The sequence below is a fragment of the Acinetobacter sp. 228 genome (assembly GCF_048147885.1).
The window spans coordinates 1-1008 of sequence record NZ_JAYWYV010000648.1; the positions used below are offsets into that span (position 1 = coordinate 1).

At 38.8% G+C, this 1008-nt stretch carries 2 protein-coding genes; both read left to right on the top strand.

Translation table 11 applies throughout. From position 1 onward, the window contains the following. A partial coding sequence (locus VXQ92_RS21565; protein ID WP_416683125.1) for an ANTAR domain-containing response regulator occupies nt 1-513 on the top strand: 513 nt, incomplete at its 5' end. After that, nucleotides 514-1008: ABC transporter substrate-binding protein (locus tag VXQ92_RS21570; protein WP_416683126.1), on the top strand; the 495-nt coding region annotated here is incomplete at its 3' end.

A 1008-nucleotide genomic window follows, 5' to 3' on the forward strand; every position in this document is an offset into this window, starting at 1 on the left:
GACTTTGAAGTGGTTGCCTGCCTTACTTTGGACCACTTAAATATTTTTCGTCTTGAAGATTTACAAGCCGATGTCATCTTGCTCGATATGGATCATCCCCATCGTGACATTATTGAAAGTTGTGTGAGTAGCTATGACCTACCAACTGTTCTATTCACTAAAAATTCAGATAAAGACACCATCAAACAAGCTATAGATGCAGGCGTAACGGCTTATATTGTAGATGGCATAGACCCCGCTCGCTTACATACCATTTTAGAGATTTCAATTGAGCAATATAAAAAACATAAAAAGCTCGAAGGTGACTTAAAAGAAGCTCAAACCAAACTGGCAGACCGTAAAGATGTTGAAAAGGCCAAAGTGCTACTCATGCAACTGCATGGCTTACCTGAAGACACAGCTTTTCAATTACTCAGAAAAAATGCCATGAGTCACCGTATAACGATTGGAGAAATGGCACGGCGTTTACTTGACGCTCAAAAATTACTAAATGATCAACTAAAGGATGAATAAATGAGCAAATTAGAAAAGACTCAATTGCAACTCGGCTATATTCCTTTACTTGATTGCATCGCTTTACTTTGGGCAAAGCAGCAAGGTTTCTTCGAAGAAGTCGATTTAGATGTTACCTTAGTCAAAGAAGCATCATGGGCAAGTCTACGCGACCGTTTAGCTTTTGGTTTATTAGATGCTGCACATTGTTTATCTGCGATGCTCCCTGCAGCAGCAATGGGTGCAGACCAAATTGGTATTGCACTGCAAACCCCGCTCGTTTTAAGTAAAAACCGTGCTTTTATCAGCTTAAGCCAAAAATTAATTTATCAACTGGCTATTCAAGAAAACGATAATGCACAAACTACCGCCCAAAAAGTTATTCAATACATTGAACAAGATCATACTCTTTCTCTAGCCCATGTATTTAAACATTCAATCCATCATTATTGTTTAAGAGAATGGCTTGCTTTGGCAGACTCTAGAATAGCTCAAACGCTCAAACTCAAAGCACTT